Raw genomic sequence first — 16,828 nt, forward strand, 5'->3', positions numbered from 1 at the left:
GCGTCCTTCTCCCCGTCACTATACGGGGAGAAGTGCCCGGCAGGGCGATGAGGGGCGGCGCCGACCTTTCCATTTGGATTGATTCAATAAATCAACGCCTTCCGGTTGCCAGATCGTGCGCTTGGCGCTCCAAAAGCCTCTCCGCCTCCGCCACCACTTCCGCAGGCACGACACGGCCGCCGGGCGCGGCCAACAGCGTTGACGAGAACGGCCCGCGCGGGCCGGTCAGGCCGGGTTCTGTCGCCAGAAACACCGCGACCGTCGGCAGGCCGCAGGCACTGGCGAGGTGGGTGAGACCGGTGTCCGCGCCGATGACCAGCACCGATCGGCCGATGATCGCGGCGATCTCGGCAAGCGGTGATTTCGGCACCAGCACGGTCTGCGGAACGGCTTGGGCGATCGCCTCGGCAATCGCCTTTTCCCTGTCGTTAGACCAGGTGGTGACCGGCGTCATTCCTCTTCCCACGAGAAGCCGGGCAGTTTCGATCCAGTCGCCGACTGGCCATTTCTTGTCCTCGCGGCTGGTGCCATGCAGCAGGAACGCGGTTTTTCCCCCGACAAAGTTCGAACCGCCGGCCGGCGGCATGATGCCGGACTCCAGCCCGGAAAAATCCGGTTCATAGCCGAGCGCCAGCCCGAACAGCCGCCTTGTGCGTTCTATGGCGTGCAGATCGCGCGGCACAGCGTAGCGGCGGTCGTAGAACAAAGTCGCCGAAGGCTCGCGAGCGCTCGACCGGTCGAAGCCGACGATCGGCGCCGCGGCCTGTTTCGCCACCAGGGCCGACTTCAGCAATCCTTGCGCGTCGACGACGAGATCGTAGCGGCAATCTCGCAAGGCGCGGCGCAATCCCGCTGCCTCGCGCCATGTGCCGCGGCCGAGTGGGCTTGTGCGCCAGCGCCGGATTGCCACTGTGTGGATGGTTGCGATCGCCGGATGCAGCGCCACGATGCCGGCAAAAGCCTCTTCCACACACCAGTCGAGCGACACATCCGGCCGGTTGCGGCGCGCATCCTCGACGGCCGGAAAGGTGTGGATGACGTCACCCATCGAGGATGTCTTGACGATGAGCACCCTCATGCGGCGGCCGGCATTTCCAGCAGCCGTTCCGCCGCTGCCGCGACCTGTGCAACCTCGAGCGTGTTCAGGCAATTGAGATGGCTGAGCGGGCAGATTTTCCGGTGGCAGGGCGAACAGGACAGGCCGAGCCAGACCAGTTCGCGCTGCTCGGCGAGGGGCGGCGTATTCTGCGGCGAGGTCGAGCCGTAGACGGCAACGATCGGCGTGCCGACTGCGGCGGCAACATGCATCAGCCCACTGTCGTTCGACACCGCAAGCCTGGCCGCGGCGATCAGGTCGATGGCGTCCTCCAGCCGCGTCTGGCCGGCGAGATCGACGACGCCAGGTGCAAGCGTGGCGATTTCCGCCGTTACGTCGGCGTCGTTCTTCGACCCGAACAGCGCGACCTCAAAACCTTTGGCCATCATGTCGCGGGCAAGGCCGGCATAGCGTTCGCTCGGCCAGCGTTTGGCCGGGCCGAATTCGGCGCCGGGCATCAGCGCGAGGAATTTTTTCGCCTCCAGCCCGAAGCGGCCCAGCAGTTCCGCCTGGTTTTTTGTATCGACAGCGAGCTTGGGAGCGCGGAACGTGCCCCCTCGCGCGAGGCCGAAATAGGCCTGCGCCGTGCGCCGTTTCAAATGGTCGGGCAAGGGAACGATATCGGTCAGCAGCCCGTAGCGCATTTCCTTGAGATGGCCGACGCGGCGCGGAATGCGGGCAAAGAACGGGACGAGCGCCGACTTCCAGCTCCCAGGCATGACATAGGCGATGCCGTAGTGGCCGCGCAGCAGGCGGCCGAAGCGCCTTCGCATGCGGAATCCCAGCGCGCCGGATTTCAGCGGCAGATTGATCTGCTGGCGTATTTCGGGCATGCGCTTGACCAGTGGCGCCGCCCATTCCGGGGCCAGCACATCGATCGCCGCGTTCGGGTGAAGCTCTCTTAGCGCCGAGAACAGGCACTGCGCCATCACCATGTCGCCCACCCAGCGTGGGCCGATCACGAGGATCGTTGGGCTTTCAGCCATTCGACATAGTCTCTGACGCCGGTTTCCACTGTGCGAAACTGACCATTGTAACCGGCAGCGCGCAACCGGGACATATCAGCTTGCGTAAAACTCTGGTAGCTTCCCTTCAGGTGGTCGGGGAAGTCGATGAACTCGATCTCGCCTTTGCCCAGCGTGCCGATCACCGTTTCGGCTATGGCGCGGAACGGCTGGGCAAGGCCGGTGCCGCAGTTGAAGATGCCGCTTGAGCCCCGTTTCCATAGCCACAGATTGACCTCGGCGACATCGCCGACATGGATGAAATCGCGGCTCTGCTCGCCAGGTCCGAAACCGTCATAGGCGCCGAACAGTTTCGGGTTCTGGCCTTGCTCGACCTGATTGAACAGATGGAAGGCGACCGAGGCCATGGCGCCCTTATGCGCCTCGCGCGGTCCATAGACGTTGAAATAGCGCAGGCCCGCAACCGGCGAATGATCGGTATCGAAGACGGTGCGGCGGACATAGTCGTCGAACAGCTTCTTTGAATAGGCATAGACATTGAGCGGGCGTTCGCATTCCGGCTCCTCGCGAAACTCGGCGCCGCCGCCATAGACCGATGCTGAGGAGGCGTAGAGGAAAGGCACCCGCAGTGCCAGGCAGGCATGCAGCAGCCGCTTCGAATAAGCGTAGTTCACCTCCATCATGAACTTGCCGTTCCATTCGGTGGTCGTCGAGCAGGCGCCCTGGTGGAAGACGGCCTCGATGCGGCCGAGGTCCCCGGCCTCCATCCGCGGCAGGAAATCGTCCTTGTCGAGATAATCGGCGATCTGCAGGTCGGCGAGATTGGCAATCTTGTGGCCGTCGGTCAGGTCGTCGACGACGACGATGTCGCTGATCCCTTCGGCATTGAGCGCGGCGACGATGTTGGAGCCGATCATGCCGGCGCCGCCCGTGACGATGATCATGAAAGCCTCTGGTATCTCGTGCCGATTCCGGCCCTTATAGGGGACGCTTGCGGGGCTGTCGATAAAGCAGGTCGCAATCCGGCGGTTGGGTGAGCGCCACAGTGCCGCCGCAAAGCTTTCGCTTCAGTCGACGATCCACCGGCGAGGCACGACAGGAGCAAGGATAATGCCGTCAACCGAACTGCTTATCGCCTTTTTCGCCACCACGGCGATCTTTGCCTACATCCCCGGTCCGGCGATGCTTTACGCTGCTGCGCAAACCATGGCGCGCGGCCGCTGGTCCGGCCTGACGGCGGCGTTGGGTATCCATCTTGGCGGCTATGTGCACGTCGTCGCCGCCGCTGCCGGGTTGTCCGTGCTTTTCCACGCCGTGCCGACGCTCTACATCGCGGTCAAGCTGGCCGGCGCACTCTATCTGATCTGGCTGGGTGTGTCGCTGTTTCGCGCCAGGGCGCAAGACGATGCTGTCATGCCTGGTATTGAGCCGAAATCCGCCCGCCGCGCCTTTTTCGAGAGTATCACCGTCGAGGTGCTCAATCCCAAGACTGCAATCTTTTTCATGGCGTTCCTGCCACAATTCATCGACGCGTCCGCGACGTTTCCCGTCTGGCTCCAATTCCTCGTCCTCGGGACGATCGTCAATCTGATGTTCTCTTCGGCGGATGTCATGTGCGTGGTGCTGGCAGGTGCGCTGGTCACCAGGCTGCGGCGCTCGAGCCACGCGCAGCGCCTCATGCGGCGTGCGGGCGGTGCGGTGCTCGTCGGATTGGGCGTTCATGTGGCTTTGCAGAAAAGCTGATCCGTCAACCGGCGTTGGCTGTGGTCCGTTCGATGCCTGCCGTTGCGCTGGACCGAATTGCGGTATATCGGCTTCGCCATGAACGACCAGCCCGCCAGTCCAGCGCTTTCACAGCTTGGGGACCGGCTCTCATTGCACGTCGCGGATGACATGAGCGAGCAATACCTGCCTTCTCCCGAACCCCTTCACCGCGCCATCTCGCGATTCGGCAACGTCACCGTGCTGGTGGTCGGCGACTTCATTCTCGACCGTTTCGTCAACGGCGTCATCGAGCGGATTTCGCCTGAAGCGCCCATTCCGGTGCTGCGCGGGCGTGGCGAAACGTCGGCGATGGGCGGCGCCGGCAATGTCGTCGCCAACATCGTCTCGCTCGGGGCCACCGCGATACCGGTCTCGGTGATCGGCGCCGATCAGGCCGGCGTCAATCTGATGCGCATTCTCGCCGAGTTTGGCGTCGACACTGGCGGCCTCGCGCAGGACCCGAACCGGATGACCTCGTCGAAAAGCCGCTTCAGCGCGCTCAACCAGCAGGTGCTGCGCTTCGACGAAGAGGAAATCAAGCCGCTGGGCGACGCTGAGCGAGCAACGCTGGTCCGGCATTTCCGCGCCGTGCTCGCGCAAGCCGACATCGTTATCCTGTCCGACTACGGCAAGGGCATGTTGCTCGACGGCGTCGCCGGCGAGCTGATCTCGATCTGCCGCCAGGCGGGAAAACCGGTGCTCGTCGACCCCAAGGGCCGCGATTATGCGTGCTATGCCGGGGCGACGGCGATCACGCCCAATCGCAAGGAACTCGGCGAAGCGGTCGGACGCGCGGTGTTTGGCGATGACGAGATCGTGGCCGCGGCACGTGAGCTGATCTCGGCACACGGCTTCGATTTCGTCGTCGCGACGCGCAGCGAAAAGGGCATGAGCGTCGTCGGCTCGGACGATGCCCACCACATCGCCACGCAGGCGCGGGAAGTGTTCGACGTTTCAGGCGCCGGCGATACTGTCATCGCGACGTTTGCGCTGGCTCTGGCTGCGGGCGCCGACCGCGTCATTGCCGCCGCCATTGCCAACGCGGCGGGTGGCGTGGTGGTTGGAAAGCGCGGCACCGCGCGGCTGACGGTCGAAGAGCTTACCGGCGCGCTGTTTCGCTCGCACGGCCCGATTGCCCATAAGGACGCAATCCTCGATGCCGCTGCCGCTGCAAGGCTGGTGGCGACGTGGAAGGACGAAGGCCTGAGTGTCGGTTTTACCAATGGCTGCTTCGATATCCTTCACGCCGGCCATGTCAGCCTTTTGCACGCGGCACGCAGTCAATGCGACCGGCTGGTTCTGGGCCTCAACAGCGATGCCTCGGTGCGCCGGCTGAAAGGGCCGGGACGCCCGGTCAACGACGAGCATGACCGCGCCTGCGTGCTTGCGGCGCTTGCCTCGGTCGACGCCGTCGTCGTCTTCGAGGAGGACACGCCGCTCGCGCTGATCGAGGCGCTCAAGCCCGACATACTGGTCAAGGGCGCCGACTATACGATCGATCAGGTGGTCGGTGCCGAAATCGTGCGAAAGGCGGGCGGCCGCGTCGTGCTGGTCGATCTCGTCGTCGGCAAGAGCACGACCGGCACCATCGGCAAGTTGCGCGCCGGCAGTACAAACTGAGGTTTTCATGTCCAAACTGAACGAATACCTGGTCCGCTCGGCGGCCGCGATCACCGCGATGGTCGAGCGCGACCTCACCAGCGAGATGGAGCGGGCGGTGACCGCCGTCGTCGCGGCGCTTTCGCAAGGCAAGGCGCTGCTGATCTGCGGCAATGGCGGTTCGGCCAGCGATGCCATCCACATCGCCGGCGAACTGGTCGGCCGCTTCCTGAAGGAGCGCAAGGCCTACAACGTCATCGCACTGCCGGCCAATGCGGCGGTGCTGACCGCCTGGGGCAATGATTACGGCTTCGACACGGTGTTTTCACGCCAGGTCGAGGCACATGGCGCGGCGGGTGCTGTGCTGCTCGCCATCTCGACCAGCGGCAACTCGGCCAGCACCCTTGCCGCCGCCGAACAGGCGCGCATGATGGACATGACGGTGATCAGCCTGACCGGCGACACCGGCGGCAAGCTCAAGCCGCTCTCCGACATACTGCTCAACGTGCCCTCGACCTCGACACCGATCATCCAGCAGGGGCATCTTTGTCTCTATCATCATCTGTGCGAAATGGTCGAAGCGCGCCTCTGTGATGGCTGACAGGGACGCTGTCACGACCTCGCAGCCGTATCAGCTCGAAGAGCCGGGACTCTGGGTCGAACGGATCGGTACTGCGGCCTTTCCAGCTGGCACCCCGGCGCTGTTCCTCGACCGCGACGGCACCATCAACGTCGATAGCGGCTATCCCAGCGATCCGGCCGACATAGTGCTGCGGCCGGAGATGCTGCCGGTGATCCGAACGGCCAACATCGTCGGCCTTCCTGCGGTCGTAGTCTCCAACCAGTCGGGCATTGCCCGCGGCTATTTCGGCTGGCCGGATTTCGCCGCAGTCAATGCCTGGCTGCTAGCGCTTCTCGAAGCGCAGAATTGCCGGATCGATCTGGTGCTCGCCTGCGCCTACCATTCGAGCGGGACGGGTGAACTCGCAGTAGGTGACCATCCGATGCGCAAGCCCAATCCGGGCATGCTTCTGCGCGCCCGCGATCTGCTGGGCGTGGATATCAGCCGATCGATCATCGTCGGCGACAAGGCTGATGATATGGAAGCCGGACGGCGAGCCGGGCTATGCGAAGGCTGGCTGGTGCACGGCAGATCAAATCGGACTTCTGGCGATGGTATGTTCGCGACGCGCAAACTGACGACGAGCAACGATCACAACAAACTCTGCGAGACCATCGCCGAACTCGGCAGGGATTAGGTTCTCATTTCGCTGAAAGCCACCAGGCCTTCGTCCTTGACGCGACGGATGGTCAGTGCGGTGCGCACCGTGTCGACATTCGGCGCCGAGGCCAGTTCCTCGATGACGAAAGTCTGAAAGGCGCCGAGGTCGCTCGCCACGCAATGCAGCAGGAAATCGGATTCGCCCGATACCATCCAGGCGTCGCGCACGATCGGCCAACCGCGGGTGCGTTCGGCGAAGGTTTTCAGCTCCGCATCGGCCTGGTGATGCAGGCCGATGAGGCAGAAGGCGACGACATCCAGGCCGAGCGCCGGCGCATTGAGCAGGGCGCGATAGCCGCGGATGATGCCGGTCTCTTCCAGCCGCCTGACACGGCGCAGGCATGGCGGCGCCGAAATGCCGACGCGGCCGGACAGCTCGACATTGGTCATGCGCCCGTCGTGCTGAAGCTCGCGCAGGATCTTCCAGTCGATGGCGTCGAGATCGGCTTTGAGCGGCATGGATACCTTCGGCGCTTCACGCAAGAATCTTTCGTGATCTTGTAATTAAACGACTTCGGTGTCCATTCCATCCCTCAGTCGGTGATTTTCGGACAGTCACCGCGCAAGATGTTCATGGATCGTCTGTTTGTGCGGAAGCTTTCCGGGGACGACGGCGCGGTCGTCTTGCTGGCGTCGCCTGCAACACCTAGATTAGGGGCCGATATTGATCCTTGTGCCGGACGCTTCATTCGCGTCCGGTTGTTGTGAAAGCCCGTCCATGACCACCAAGCACGCGCCTGTTCTCATCATCGGCTCCGGTCCCGCTGGCTATACGGCGGCAATCTACGCCGCCCGCGCCATGCTGAAGCCGATGCTCGTCGCCGGCCTGCAGCAGGGCGGTCAGTTGATGATCACCACCGATGTCGAAAACTATCCGGGCTTCGCCGATCCGATCCAGGGTCCGTGGCTGATGGAACAAATGCTGAAGCAGGCCGAGCATGTCGGCACCGACGTCATCAACGACATCATCACTGAGGTCGACCTCAATGTGCGGCCGTTCCGCGCCAAGGGCGATTCTGGCACCACCTATACGGCCGACGCGCTGATCATCGCCACCGGCGCGCAGGCGAAATGGCTGGGTATCCCGAGCGAACAGACCTTCATGGGCTTCGGCGTATCGGCCTGCGCCACCTGCGACGGCTTCTTCTATCGCGGCAAGGATGTCGCCGTGATCGGCGGCGGCAATTCGGCGGTGGAGGAGGCGCTCTATCTTTCCAATCTGGCAAAGAGCGTGACGGTCATCCACCGGCGCAGCGACTTCCGCGCCGAGCGCATCCTGAGCGAGCGGCTGTTCAAGAAGGACAATGTCCGCGTCATCTGGGACACCGTCGTTGACGAGATCACCGGTCAGTCCGGCAAGATGCCGCTGCCGCCGTCGGTGGAGGGACTGAAGCTGCGCAATCTGGTGAGCGGTCAGGAGATGCATCTGACGGTCGACGGCGTATTCGTGGCGATCGGCCATGCGCCGGCGGTTGAGTTGTTCGCTGGCAAGCTAAAGCAGAAGCCGAACGGCTATCTGTGGACGGCGCCGGATTCGACCTGCACCGACGTGCCGGGCGTGTTCGCCGCCGGCGACGTGACCGACGACATCTACCGCCAGGCAGTGACGGCGGCGGGGCTCGGCTGCATGGCCGCGCTCGAGGCGGAAAAGTACCTCGCCGGGATCGAAGTTCACCGCGAAGCGGCGGAGTAAGGAAGCGGCCGAGAAAAGCCGCGCAAAAGCCTGATTTTTCATTCAAACGCCAAAAAAACAGAGCGAGGGGCATCATGGCGTTGGACTGGGACAAGCTACGCGTGTTTCACGCTGCGGCGGAAGCTGGGTCGTTCACCCATGCCGCCGAGACACTGCATCTGTCGCAATCGGCGATCTCGCGGCAGGTCAGCGCGCTCGAACATGACGTCGGCGTGCCGCTGTTCAATCGCCATGCCCGCGGCCTGGTGCTGACCGAGCAGGGTGAGATGCTGTTCCGCACGGCGCATGATGTGCTGATGAAGCTGGAGACGATCAAGTCGCGGCTGACCGAGGCCAAGGATCGGCCCTCCGGCGTGCTCAGGGTGACGACCACGGTCGGGCTCGGTGCCGGCTGGCTGACCGAGCGCGTGCAGGAATTCATCGAGCTCTATCCCGAGATCAGCCTGCAGTTGATCCTGGCGAACGAGGAACTCGACCTCACCATGCGCCGGGCGGACTGCGCGATCCGGCTGCGCCAGCCGCAGCAGCCTGATCTCATCCAGCGCCGCCTGTTCACCGTGCATTTCCATCTCTACGCCGCTCCTTCTTACGTCAACAAGTATGGCAAGCCGGCGTCGATCGCCGAGTTGAAGAGCCATCGCATCGTCACCTTCGGCGTGCCGGTGCCGGCGCATTTGTCGGAATTGAATTGGCTGGAAACGGTCGGCGATTTCGAAGGCGGGCAAAGGGTGCCGACGCTGCAGATCAACGACATATTGTCGATAAAGCGCGCGGTACAGGGTGGCGCCGGCATCGCCATGCTGCCCGACTATGTGGTCAGCAAGGACTCAGGGCTGGTGCAATTGCTGCCGGAGACCGAAGTGCCGTCCTTCGACACCTATTTCGCTTATCCCGATGCGATGAAGAACCAGGCGAAACTGCACGTCTTCCGAGATTTCATTATCGCCAAGGCCCGAAGCTGGTCGTTCTAACTTTCAGAAAATCGCTTCCGCCTTGCACCGCCGACGACAACTCTTACTGGCAGCGCCATGGGGTCAGGCGGGGCAGCCAGCCTGGGACGGCGCGGCGGTAGGCCTCGTAGCCGGCGCCATAGCGGCGGGCAAGCGTCGGTTCCTCGTAGAACTTCACGAACGAGACCATGGCGATGGCGGCGATAGTGGCATAGGCGACGAGAGCCCAGCTCGAAAACAACAGTGCCTGGCCAAGGATGATCGACAGCACCGCCACATACATCGGGTTGCGGACATGGCGGTAGATACCACCGACAACCAGTTGCTCGGTCGGCGCAACCGGGGCGGGCGTGCCCAGGCCTTCGAAAGCAAAACGGGCGAAGGCATGAAGCAGCAAGGCCGCTGCGACCACAATCAGGACCCAGCCGACCGGGACCAAGCCGGGCTGGGTCGACCATGGCAGACGATAGCGATCGGTCAACAGCCAGGGCAGCAATCCCGCGACCATGCCGGGCGCTGCGATGAAGAATAGCGCGCTGCCGGCGATCGCCTGACGTGTCCTCATCGAGGCTTCCTTCTAGAGCGACGTGCGTCCACTTGGACGCATAAAATACGGTCTAGCACTTGAAATCTACGCATCGTGCCTTCCGAAAAGCGATTCCTATCTCGGGCCGATGCGGCTGCTGCAAAAATAAACGCGTATTGCCTGATTCGACGTCATTCGTTGTTTTTGCGTTTCGGGCCGAGAATTGACTCTGATTCGCTATTTCCCAATGATCTTTGCCTGGCCGTGCACCGCATTTCGACGATTCTGCTGGTCCTATGAGGCCAAGGAATGGGTTAGACCACAGCCTGTGTCATTTTGCATGCGTGTGTTGCAAAATAGATGCTTGTTTCTTGAGCATGATGAGCACATATATAGATCATCTCCTGGGCGCGTTCTCCTCCCATTAGCGCCCTCGAGTGTTCCCCTCTGGAGGTTAGCCCTAACAGGCACTTCCAATCAAACTCAGCCGGATCTTCATTGATCCGGCTTTTTTGTTGCCCGAAACCTGCTGGCGCTGAGGGAAAGCCGACCGAAATTGTCACGTAACAGTGACATGTAACCTCAGGTAACCTATCACAGGCGCCCAGCATCGACTAAGCAGATCATAGGACGCGGTGTGGTTCGTGCGGGAGATGGGGGCATCACTCGGGCGATCCGGGCTCAGGCGGCTACCGCGTCCGAACCATTCTTCCGCTGAGGCCGTCAGGCGCTGGAGGCATGTGCGGCGGACCTGCCGTTTCGCCTCCCACGAAGACGGTCCGCAAGAGAGCGGCGTCCGGATCATTCCGGACGCCGTTTCTTTGTGTTCTGCAGCCTGCGATATTGGCGCCAAAATCCAGTGTCAGGCGGCCTTGCCGTTGGCGTTCATCGCCTCGTCGGCCAAGCGGCCGGTGAGTTCGGCCATATGGTCGAAGGTCGCGCGATAGCTGGCCACGCCGGCGGTAGCCGAACGCAGCTCGATGATCAGATCGCCGATCTCGGCCTGCGGCATGGTCGCCTCGACGATATCCCATCCCGGCCAGCCGGGCCGCGCGTCATAACGGAGGATCTGGCCCCGCCGTTGCGGGATCAGGGCGATGATCTTCGACGTCGCATCGGACGGCGTGACGATCTCGACCTTCATGATCGGTTCGAGGAGCACCGGCGAGCAGGCCGCCATGCCTTCCTTCATCGCCAGCTTCGCCGCCATCTGGAAGGCCATGTCCGACGAATCGACAGCGTGATAGGAGCCGTCGGACAGGTTGACGGCGACATCGACCACCGGAAAGCCGAGCGGGCCGGATTTCAAATAATCGCGCACGCCGGTCTCGACCGACTGGATGTAGGTCTTCGGCACGGCGCCGCCGGTGATGGTGTCGGTGAACTGGAAGCCGGAGCCGCGCGGTAGCGGCTTGATCTCGATCACCACGTCGCCGAACTGGCCATGGCCGCCCGACTGCTTCTTGTGGCGGCCGCGCTGCTGCGCCGTTTTGCGGATCGTCTCGCGATAAGGCACGGCCGGCGCATGGCCTTCGACCGGGATCTGGTTCTTGCCCTCCAGCCGCTCGCGCACGACACGCAGATGCATCTCGCCATGGCCCGACAGCACGGTCTCGGCCGAATCTTGATTGTGGCGCAGGCTGAGCGAGGGGTCTTCTTCGGCAAGTCGCTGGATGGCTGCCGACATCTTCACTTCGTCTTTGCGTTCCTTCGGGCGCAGCGCGAACGCAAAGACCGGCTGCGGCGGCATCAGCGTGACCAGTGGCTTGATGCCGCCCTTTGCCGAGCTCAAGGTCTGACCGGTCGTGACGTCGTCCAGCTTGCCGAGCGCGACCGTGTCGCCGGCCCTGGCCGAGGTGAGCTTGGTCTGGTCCTTGCCGAGCATTTTGTAGATGCCGGAGACTTTTGCCGTGGTGCCATTCGAAAGGAAGAGCTCGGAGGCGTCGGCAAGCTGGCCGGACAGGATGCGCGAGACCGACAGTTTGCCGCCATGCGCGGTGTGAATGGTCTTCATCACCTGGACCACGGTCGCATTGCCATCAGGTGCACCAAGGCGCTTGCGGGTCGCCTCGATGTCGGGCGCGTCGTGGCGGATCGTCTTCAACAGGCGCAGCACGCCATTGCCCTTCTCGGCGGTGCCGATCAGCACCGGCGTCACGGCGCCGTCACGCAGATCGGCGGCGAGGTCGTCGAAAATCGCGTCCTTCGGCGGCTCAATCTCTTCGAGAAGCTGCTCCATCAACTGGTCGTCATGATCGGCGAGCGTCTCCAGCATGGAAAAGCGCGCCTCCAGCTCGCGCGCCTTGTCGTCGCTGGGAATCTGGGCGACCTCGCTTTCGGCATATTCGCGATAGATGTAGGCGCGCTCCAGAGCGAGATCGATCGAGCCGATGACGACGCCGTTCTTGCGCAGCGGAATCTGGCGAAGCAGCAACGGCACCGAGCTTGCCGGCTGCAGCAACTTCAGCGTGTCGCGCACGCCTGATATCGCCTTATCGACCTTGTTGAGGAACATGATGCGCGGCACGCCGAGATCGTCGAGCTTGCGCATGATCAGCTGCAGGGCAGGGATCTTCTTCTCGTCGGCTTCGGCGACGACCACGGCGATGTCGCAGTTGGCGAGGACCGGCTCTGCCTCGAAGGAGAATTCGATGGAGCCGGGACAATCGACGAAAGTGAGTTGCTCGCCCATGAATTCGGTGGTCGCAAACGTCGCCTCGACACTCATGGCGTGGGCGCGTGCCTCGGGCGAATGATCGGAAACGGTGTTTCCCGAGGAAACGGGATTCTGGCGGGGAATGGCGCCCGTGCGGGCCAATATGGCTTCGAGAAGTGTCGTCTTACCGCTTGCAAAGGGACCGACTATGGCAATGCATTTCGGTCCCGTGCGTCGTCCTCCGGCGCGAGTTCCCATGACTGACCTCCACTCAGGCGTTTCCCTGGGAGCGGCGGCCGGCCTGTCGACCGTCGCGGGCGGGGCTTTTTTCGGTTTGCCACCTACCCAAAGGCATCGTCCCACGGGTTAGCCGGGAGGGCAAGGGATTTGAGGATCGCCTGATGTCGTGGATGTTGAGCCGTGATCGGCGAAGCCGTCGGATGCGAGCCCAGCCTCCCATCAAATCCCGCAACAAAGCCCGTCGCCGAACAGCCGCAAAAGCGGTTGCGCCGTGATGGTTATCGGACGAAAGTGCCCGCTTCTTGCGACAAAAAGGAACGGCCGTCGCCGACCGATCCGCCATCAGCCTGAGGACTCGAGACGATGAAGCTCATTGCCTGCGGCAGCGTGCCGACCGCCATTGCGCCGGAAAAGTACTTCACCGGCCGCGTGTGGCAAACGCCAATCATCGAGAAGGAAGCGCCAGCGCGGCTGCGCGCCATCATGGTCAGTTTCGAGCCCGGCGCGCGTACCTACTGGCATACGCATCCGCTGGGCCAGACGCTCTATGTCATATCAGGCGCCGGCCTCGCGCAAAGCTGGGGCGAGCCGGTACAGGCGATCAGGGCCGGCGACGTCATTTCGTTCGCTCCTGATGAAAAGCATTGGCACGGTGCCGGTCCAAAATCGGCGATGGCGCATATCGCCATGCAGGAGGCGCTTGACGACGTCCATGCCGACTGGCTGGAAATGGTGACAGACGAGCAGTATGGCGGCTGAGGCTTTTGAGCCCACCAAACCCGACTGCTAGCCGGGTTTGGTGTTCGAGATGCGCCTGATCAGGTCAGCGAGGCGGCGAAGCGCTGGATGCGCGTGCAGGCCTCTTCGAGCAACGCCTCCGACGTGGCATAGGAGATGCGGAAGTTGGGGCCGAGGCCGAAGGCCGAACCGAACACCACCGCTACGCCCTCGCCCTCGAGCAGCTCCGAGCAAAAGGCTTCGTCGCTGTCGATCACCTTGCCGGCTTTAGTCTTCTTGCCGATCAACTGGGCGCAGGACGGATAGACGTAGAAAGCACCTTCGGGTGACGGACATGTGATGCCGCGCGCCTGATTGAGCATCGACACGACGAGATCGCGCCGAGCCTGGAAGATCGCCTTGTTTTTCGCAATGAAATCCTGCGGACCGTTCAGCGCCTCCACCGATGCCCACTGGGCGATGGTGCAGGCGCCGGAGGTCTGCTGGCCCTGTATCATATCCATTGCCTTGATCAGCGCCACGGGCCCGGCCGCATAGCCGATGCGCCAGCCAGTCATGGCATAGGCCTTCGAGACGCCGTTCATCGTCAGCGTGCGCTCATAAAGCTTCGGTTCGACCTCGGCGATGGTCTTGAAGACGAAGTCACCATAGATCAGGTGCTCGTACATGTCGTCGGTCAGCACCCAGACATCGGGATGCTTCAACAGCACGTTGGCCAGAGCGCGCAATTCAGACTCGGTGTAGGCAGCGCCCGACGGGTTCGACGGTGAGTTCATCAACAGCCATTTGGTGCGCGGCGTAATCGCCTTTTCCAACGCCGCCGCCGTCAGCTTGAAGCCGTTGTCGATGGAGGTGTCGGCAAATGCCGGGGTGCCGCCGCAGATCGCTACCATCTCGGGATAGCTGACCCAGTACGGCCTCGGAATGATGACCTCGTCGCCGGGATTCAGCGTCGCCATAAAGGCATTGTATAGGATCTGCTTACCGCCGGTGCCGACGATGGTCTGCTCCGGCCGGTAGTCGAGATTGTTCTCGCGCTTGAATTTTTCGACGATCGCCTCGCGCAGCGGCACGATGCCGGAAACCGGAGGATATTTCGTTTCGCCGCGGCGGATAGCCTCGATCGCAGCGTTCTTGATGTTGTCCGGCGTGTCGAAGTCCGGTTCGCCGGCACCCAACCCGATCACGTCTCGGCCGGCGTTTTTCAGCTCGCGTGCTTTCTGCGTCACCGCGATGGTCGCGGAAGGCTTTACGCGGGAAAGGACGTCAGCAAGAAAGGCCATGACGATCTTATCTCCTTGGGGATGCAGGCGGTCCATCTAACCGCGGCGCTTCTCATGTCGCATCATTCCGCCAAGCGCAAGCACTGTCGGATGAGCGAGATCTCAAATCCCCGGCAAATTCGGCAACAATAAATTCACCTACACGCGGTAAAACCCCGAGTGGCTGGATCACGATCCATTCCGCCAGTCTCGCAGAGCGAGGAACCGTGTCGCGCAGCATCGGGCATGACCATATCGTCCGTCATGACGACGGCACCGCCAGCGGTGTCTGGGGCATCTATACGCTGCAGAGCGCTTTCCAGCCGATCTTCGCCTTCAGCAACGGCAAATTGTCCGTCACCGGATTCGAGGGGCTGATCCGGCCGTTCCGCGACGGCGAGCCGCAGTCGCCGGTGAGCTTTTTCAACACCTGTCCAACGGTCGACCGCCTGCACATCGAGGCGTTGACAAGGACGCTGCATCTTTTGAACGCCGGGGCCTGCCTGCCGCAAGAGGCATTCATTTTCATTAACTTCGATCCGTCGGTGTTCACCGATCGCAGCATCGCCGACAAGGCGCTGCGCGACATGCGGCTGGTGCTGCATGAGGCTGAGATCGATGCGAACCGGGTCGTCTGCGAGGTGACCGAGCAGAAATCGGCGTCGCAGGAAACGCTCTACAATTTCGTCGAGGCACTCAGGGCCAACGGATTTCGCATAGCGGTCGACGACTACGGCGCCGACGAGTCCGACATCAACCGCATCAAGGAGCTCAGGCCGGACATCGTCAAATTCGATGCCCACTGGATCATGCAACTGATGGAGTCCGGCGCCGGTTTCGCACTGCTGACCGCCATGGTGGCAAGTTTCGAACAGCAAGGCATCCGCACCGTGTTCGAGGGCATCGAGGAGAGCTGGCAGCTTGAACTGGCTGAAAAATCGGGAGCCTCGATGGTGCAGGGATTCGCGCTGGCGCGCCCGGAGCTTGCGCCGACCAGCTTTCACGTCTTCGGCAAGGACAGGCAGATGCCGGTGGCAGTGCCCGATGCCGACGAGATGCCTGCGACTGTCTCGCCTTCGCCGAGGCCGAAACGGGCTTTCGGACGCAAGGTGGTACCATGACCGGGCGGCCCGACAGGCGGCGCAATGTCGGCGAGGCAATCTTTGCCGACGAGGTCGGTATCGAATACGGCGTCTATGGCGCGTTCCGGCTGAGGAGCGCCTACCAGCCGATCTTCGCGCCGCGCGGCAGGTTGTTGAAGGCCGTCGCGGTCGAAGGCCTGATCGAGCCGCACCGCGCCGGCAGGTCGGTCGCGCCACGCGTATTTTTCGAGGGCGTACCCGTGGCGGATCGCCTGTTCGTCGAGACGATGTGCCGGGTGCTGCATCTCCGGAACTTCCGCAACATCGGCGTCGACGGGCTCGACCTATTCTTCAACTACAATCCGCTGATCAACGATGACCCCGGGCGAGCGCTGGCTGAGATCAGGCTGATGACCAGGCATCTCGCCGAGTTCGATCTGTACCCCGGCATGCTGGTCTGCGAAATCACCGAACAGGCGGCCGACGACAAGGTGCTCGTCAGCCTGGCGCGCGAGATGCGGCGTTACGGCATCCGCATCGCCATCGACGATTTCGGTACCGGGCATTCGACGGAAGAGCGGGTTGCGCTTGTCCGGCCCGACATCGTCAAGATCGACGGCACCTGGTTCGCGGAATTCTGTCGCCATGCCGCCGCCGAACGGTTTTTCCGGCCGCTGGTCTCCGCGTTGCACGACCGCGGCACCAAGGTGCTGGTCGAAGGCATCGAGCAATCCACGCATCTGCGCGTGGCACTCGACGGCGGCGTCGACCTGATGCAGGGTTTTTACCTTGCCCGGCCGGCGCTGGCCGGCACGAACTTCGACGAGGAGCCACTGCCCATCGACAGGCTGCTTGGCAGGGACAACAACGTCGTGCCGTTGTTTGGGTGATCTATCAGCGGCGCTGATGGTTGCGCCAAAACAAATCACTGGAATAAGCCCTCGCTGCCAGGATAATTGCCGGTAAGGCGGCTCC

16 protein-coding genes are annotated in these 16,828 nt (G+C 62.7%); 9 read left to right on the top strand and 7 right to left on the bottom strand.

The features are described 5' to 3' along the window. Positions 1-91: 91 nt before the first annotated feature. From waaC to rfaD, 3 genes are read right to left on the bottom strand one after another with little or no spacing between them, the layout of a single operon-like run. Positions 92-1,078 carry a lipopolysaccharide heptosyltransferase I gene (gene waaC / locus A9K68_RS11435; protein WP_065012007.1) on the bottom strand — a complete coding sequence of 329 codons (987 nt, stop codon included), beginning with the start codon at positions 1,076-1,078 and terminating at the stop codon, positions 92-94. After that, positions 1,075-2,082, bottom strand: a complete 1,008-nt coding sequence (gene waaF / locus A9K68_RS11440; protein ID WP_065012008.1) for a lipopolysaccharide heptosyltransferase II — start codon at positions 2,080-2,082, stop codon at positions 1,075-1,077. The genes waaC and waaF overlap by 4 nt, the downstream gene beginning before the upstream one ends. Further along, the gene (gene rfaD / locus A9K68_RS11445) at positions 2,055-3,005 is read right to left on the bottom strand and encodes an ADP-glyceromanno-heptose 6-epimerase (protein WP_065012009.1); all 951 of its coding nucleotides are present in this window, start codon (positions 3,003-3,005) and stop codon (positions 2,055-2,057) included. Before rfaD ends, waaF begins: the two co-directional genes overlap by 28 nt. Before the next feature lie 166 nt (positions 3,006-3,171). Between rfaD and A9K68_RS11450 the strand changes: the two genes are divergently transcribed. The 4 genes from A9K68_RS11450 to A9K68_RS11465 all read left to right on the top strand — a co-directional run bounded on the left by A9K68_RS11450 (position 3,172) and on the right by A9K68_RS11465 (position 6,683). Beyond that, on the top strand, positions 3,172-3,804 hold the full coding sequence (locus A9K68_RS11450; RefSeq protein WP_065012010.1) for a LysE family translocator: 633 nt from the start codon (positions 3,172-3,174) through the stop codon (positions 3,802-3,804). A 150-nt stretch (positions 3,805-3,954) separates the two neighbouring features. Further along, complete coding sequence (gene rfaE1, locus A9K68_RS11455; protein ID WP_065012065.1) at positions 3,955-5,445, top strand: D-glycero-beta-D-manno-heptose-7-phosphate kinase; 1,491 nt, start codon at positions 3,955-3,957, stop codon at positions 5,443-5,445. Positions 5,446-5,452: 7 nt separating this feature from the next. Further along, positions 5,453-6,025 (top strand): SIS domain-containing protein, encoded by a 573-nt coding sequence (locus tag A9K68_RS11460; protein WP_065012011.1) that lies wholly within the window; start codon positions 5,453-5,455, stop codon positions 6,023-6,025. Then, positions 6,018-6,683 (top strand): HAD family hydrolase, encoded by a 666-nt coding sequence (locus A9K68_RS11465; protein WP_065012012.1) that lies wholly within the window; start codon positions 6,018-6,020, stop codon positions 6,681-6,683. The genes A9K68_RS11460 and A9K68_RS11465 overlap by 8 nt, the downstream gene beginning before the upstream one ends. On the opposite strand, the gene A9K68_RS11470 is transcribed toward A9K68_RS11465, so the two are convergent. After that, entirely contained in the window at positions 6,680-7,165 is a 486-nt protein-coding gene (locus A9K68_RS11470) for an Lrp/AsnC family transcriptional regulator (RefSeq protein ID WP_029350080.1), read from the bottom strand. The genes A9K68_RS11465 and A9K68_RS11470 overlap by 4 nt on opposite strands. Positions 7,166-7,424: 259 nt before the next feature. Here A9K68_RS11470 and trxB point away from each other — a divergent pair, with 259 nt between their 5' ends. Both trxB and A9K68_RS11480 read left to right on the top strand, forming a co-directional pair. Next, positions 7,425-8,399: a thioredoxin-disulfide reductase gene (gene trxB, locus A9K68_RS11475; RefSeq protein ID WP_065012013.1), complete on the top strand. Its 975-nt coding sequence runs from the start codon at positions 7,425-7,427 to the stop codon at positions 8,397-8,399. A 74-nt stretch (positions 8,400-8,473) separates the two neighbouring features. After that, positions 8,474-9,370 (top strand): LysR family transcriptional regulator, encoded by an 897-nt coding sequence (locus tag A9K68_RS11480; RefSeq protein WP_023799796.1) that lies wholly within the window; start codon positions 8,474-8,476, stop codon positions 9,368-9,370. Positions 9,371-9,413: 43 nt separating this feature from the next. Here A9K68_RS11480 and A9K68_RS11485 read toward each other — a convergent pair whose 3' ends face one another. After that, complete coding sequence (locus A9K68_RS11485) at positions 9,414-9,914, bottom strand: isoprenylcysteine carboxylmethyltransferase family protein (RefSeq protein WP_065012014.1); 501 nt, start codon at positions 9,912-9,914, stop codon at positions 9,414-9,416. Positions 9,915-10,737: 823 nt separating this feature from the next. Then, positions 10,738-12,789, bottom strand: a complete 2,052-nt coding sequence (locus tag A9K68_RS11490) for an elongation factor G (RefSeq protein ID WP_065012015.1) — start codon at positions 12,787-12,789, stop codon at positions 10,738-10,740. A gap of 345 nt (positions 12,790-13,134) precedes the next feature. On the opposite strand from A9K68_RS11490, the gene A9K68_RS11495 reads away from it, so the two are divergent. Continuing rightward, positions 13,135-13,530: a cupin domain-containing protein gene (locus tag A9K68_RS11495; protein WP_065012016.1), complete on the top strand. Its 396-nt coding sequence runs from the start codon at positions 13,135-13,137 to the stop codon at positions 13,528-13,530. 59 nt (positions 13,531-13,589) lie between these two features. On the opposite strand, the gene A9K68_RS11500 is transcribed toward A9K68_RS11495, so the two are convergent. Continuing rightward, on the bottom strand, positions 13,590-14,792 hold the full coding sequence (locus A9K68_RS11500) for a pyridoxal phosphate-dependent aminotransferase (RefSeq protein ID WP_065012066.1): 1,203 nt from the start codon (positions 14,790-14,792) through the stop codon (positions 13,590-13,592). Positions 14,793-14,998: 206 nt separating this feature from the next. On the opposite strand from A9K68_RS11500, the gene A9K68_RS11505 reads away from it, so the two are divergent. Next, the gene (locus A9K68_RS11505) at positions 14,999-15,892 is read left to right on the top strand and encodes an EAL domain-containing protein (RefSeq protein ID WP_065012017.1); all 894 of its coding nucleotides are present in this window, start codon (positions 14,999-15,001) and stop codon (positions 15,890-15,892) included. Then, on the top strand, positions 15,889-16,743 hold the full coding sequence (locus A9K68_RS11510) for an EAL domain-containing protein (protein WP_065012018.1): 855 nt from the start codon (positions 15,889-15,891) through the stop codon (positions 16,741-16,743). The genes A9K68_RS11505 and A9K68_RS11510 overlap by 4 nt, the downstream gene beginning before the upstream one ends. The last annotated feature ends 85 nt before the right edge of the window (positions 16,744-16,828 follow it).

This window comes from Mesorhizobium sp. AA22 (assembly GCF_001672375.2).
GTDB classification, from domain to species: domain Bacteria; phylum Pseudomonadota; class Alphaproteobacteria; order Rhizobiales; family Rhizobiaceae; genus Mesorhizobium; species Mesorhizobium wenxiniae.